The 2,746-nt window shown below is 48.9% G+C and carries 2 protein-coding genes; both read right to left on the bottom strand.

Features of this window, described 5'->3' with window-relative positions:
* Positions 1-330: 330 nt before the first annotated feature.
* Positions 331-1,857, bottom strand: coding sequence for a photosystem II chlorophyll-binding protein CP47 (psbB, locus tag IM477_RS16800; RefSeq protein WP_149986009.1), 1,527 nt, complete (start codon positions 1,855-1,857; stop codon positions 331-333).
* 419 nt (positions 1,858-2,276) lie between these two features.
* Complete coding sequence (locus IM477_RS16795) at positions 2,277-2,588, bottom strand: hypothetical protein (RefSeq protein ID WP_002798470.1); 312 nt, start codon at positions 2,586-2,588, stop codon at positions 2,277-2,279.
* Between the last annotated feature and the right edge of the window lie 158 nt (positions 2,589-2,746).

Below are 2,746 nucleotides of genomic sequence, written 5' to 3'. Positions count from 1 at the left end.
TTGGTATTAGTCTCACGTTTGCAGGAGAGCTAATAATTAACAAAAAAAGGAGTCAAAGACTTGACTCCTTTAGTTAGGGTTTGCTGAATAATGGTAAAACCCTTTTAAAATAAGGCTTTTGACCTGTTAAAATCCGATGTTCATGCCGCGAAAATCGGATTGGGATCATCAAAAACCTTGCATTCTCCTTGTTTTAGTACATAAATTGGTACAAACAAGAGAGGGCAACAAAGCCTGAAACGACCGGCTACTGACGACCGACGACCGACTCCTAACCCCACCAACAAACTTTTTCAGCAAACCCTAGTTATATGGATGATTTAGCTAAAACTAAACTTCTTGTTTACGAGTGCTAAGATCACCCAATTTTTGGAATAAACCGAATTCCACTTGTTCTTCCAGATCCGGATCTACCCCAGCGAATACGTCGCGGTAGATAGTACGAGAACCGTGCCAGATGTGACCGAAGAAGAATAGTAAAGCAAAGACAGCATGACCGAAAGTAAACCAACCTCTCGGAGAAGTGCGGAATACCCCGTCAGACTTCAGGGTTTCGGTGTCAAACTCGAAAGCTTCACCGAGTTGCGCTTTACGGGCAAATTTCTTCACATCAGCAGGATCGCTGAAGACCTGACCATCGAGAGCGCCACCGTAGAAAGAAACGGTGACACCACTTTGTTCGATACTCAGTTTCGATTCCGCACGACGGAAGGGAATATCGGCGCGAACGATACCTTCCGAGTCAGTCAGGACAACGGGGAAGGTTTCAAAGAAGTTAGGCATCCGACGCACGCTGAGGACGCGACCTTCGCCATCTTTGAACACGGGGTGTCCTAACCAAGATTTAGCGATACCGTCACCGCTATCCATGGCACCAGTACGGAATAAACCACCTTTAGCGGGGCTATTACCGACATAATCATAGAAAGCCAGTTTTTCAGGGATTGCTTGGTAAGCTTCGGCGATGGTGGCTCCGTTGGCGATGCTGGCCTCGACGCGACGCTCAATTTCTTCTTGGAAATAGCCCTTATCCCATTGGTAACGGGTCGGGCCAAAGAGTTCGATCGGGGTGGTAGCATTACCGTACCACATGGTTCCGGCCACGACGAAAGCGGCAAAGAAAACGGCGGCGATACTGCTAGAAAGCACCGTTTCGATATTACCCATTCTCAGGGCTTTATAGAGTCTTTCGGGGGGACGAACGGTTAAATGGAATAAACCGGCGATAATCCCGACGATACCCGCAGCAATGTGGTGAGCTACCACACCCCCGGGGTTAAAGGGGTTAAAACCAGCCGGTCCCCATTCGGGAGCTACGGGCTGCACATGACCGGTTAAACCGTAGGCATCGGAAACCCACATCCCAGGACCCCAAAGGCCTGTTTGATGGAAAGCACCGAAACCGAAGCAGAGTAAACCGGATAAGAACAGGTGAATACCGAACATTTTCGGCAAATCGAGCGCAGATTCGCCCGTGCGGGGATCGATAAATAATTCTAAATCCCAGAAAACCCAGTGCCAAACCGCCGCTAGGAATAGCAGACCGGATAAGACGATATGAGCGGCGGCAACGCCTTCAAAAGACCAGAAACCGGGGTCAACACCAGTTTCGCCGGTGACGCTCCAGCCACCCCATGAACCAGTGACACCTAAACGGGCCATGAAGGGCAGCACGAACATTCCTTGCCGCCACATCGGGTTTAATACGGGGTCACTGGGGTCGAAAATAGCAAGCTCATAGAGGGCCATGGAGCCAGCCCAACCCGCTACCAGTGCGGTGTGCATCAGGTGAACGGAAATTAAACGGCCCGGGTCGTTGAGAACGACTGTGTGTACTCGATACCAAGGTAGTCCCATTGACTACGCTCCTCCTATTGACAATTTAGTGTCCACTTAGACGCTTTTTATATTCAGGGTGAAAATATAAGCCCAACAATCTCGACTGTTAAGTGCAAGAGTTAGCCGACCTACATTATCCCTTGAAAAGTGTATCTATTCTAAAGAAGTGTAACTATTGTTAGAACAGATTTCAAGTCTTTGCGATCGGTCTTCGGCCAGAATAGTCCAAATAAGGAAGTGGGGTGTGAGGTGTGAGGTGTGGGGTGTGGGGTGTAGGGTGTGGGGTGTGGGTGTGGGGTGTGGGGTGTAGGGTGTGGGGTGTAGGGTGTAGGGTGTGGGCTGTGGGCTGTGGGCTGTGGGCTGTGGGCTGTGGGCTGTGGGGAGATGGGGAATTATGACTGATAACTGATAACTGATTACTGATTACTGATTACTGATTACTTCCTCAGCACTTCTTCGGCATTTTGCAGGATTTCGAGGACTTGTTCGGCACTAATCAAGCGTTTTAGCACCACTTGCCCGATGGTGGGGACAGTATCGGCAATTTCTGCACTCTTGGGGGCAACTTCTACCATAATCACGGCTTCTTCCACCTTATAAAGCCATAAAACCTGTTCTCCCTCTAAAATACCGATATTTAATCGCTCTATCTGCGGTGGTCGTCGCCAACTACTCGCGTGATCCCACAAACCGCCAAATTCCCACACCCGTCCTATTGTCCAACCTGCCGTTAAGAAAAAATATTTCACTTTGTTACCTAAAATGTCGGATGAATGCCCCCGCTACATTTTTCGACAAGATACTCACCTTTGCGGGGGATGAAATCCGACCAGAATATCAACCGCGGAGCATCGGTTTAATTCTACCATCTGTGGGTAAACTGTGTTATAATTAATTTAGCCAAAGG

This window comes from Microcystis sp. M090S1 (genome assembly GCF_020246295.1).
In the GTDB taxonomy this organism is placed as follows: domain Bacteria; phylum Cyanobacteriota; class Cyanobacteriia; order Cyanobacteriales; family Microcystaceae; genus Microcystis; species Microcystis aeruginosa.
Note: the sequence above shows the minus strand (reverse complement) of the source record. Positions and strands in the feature narration are given on the sequence as shown.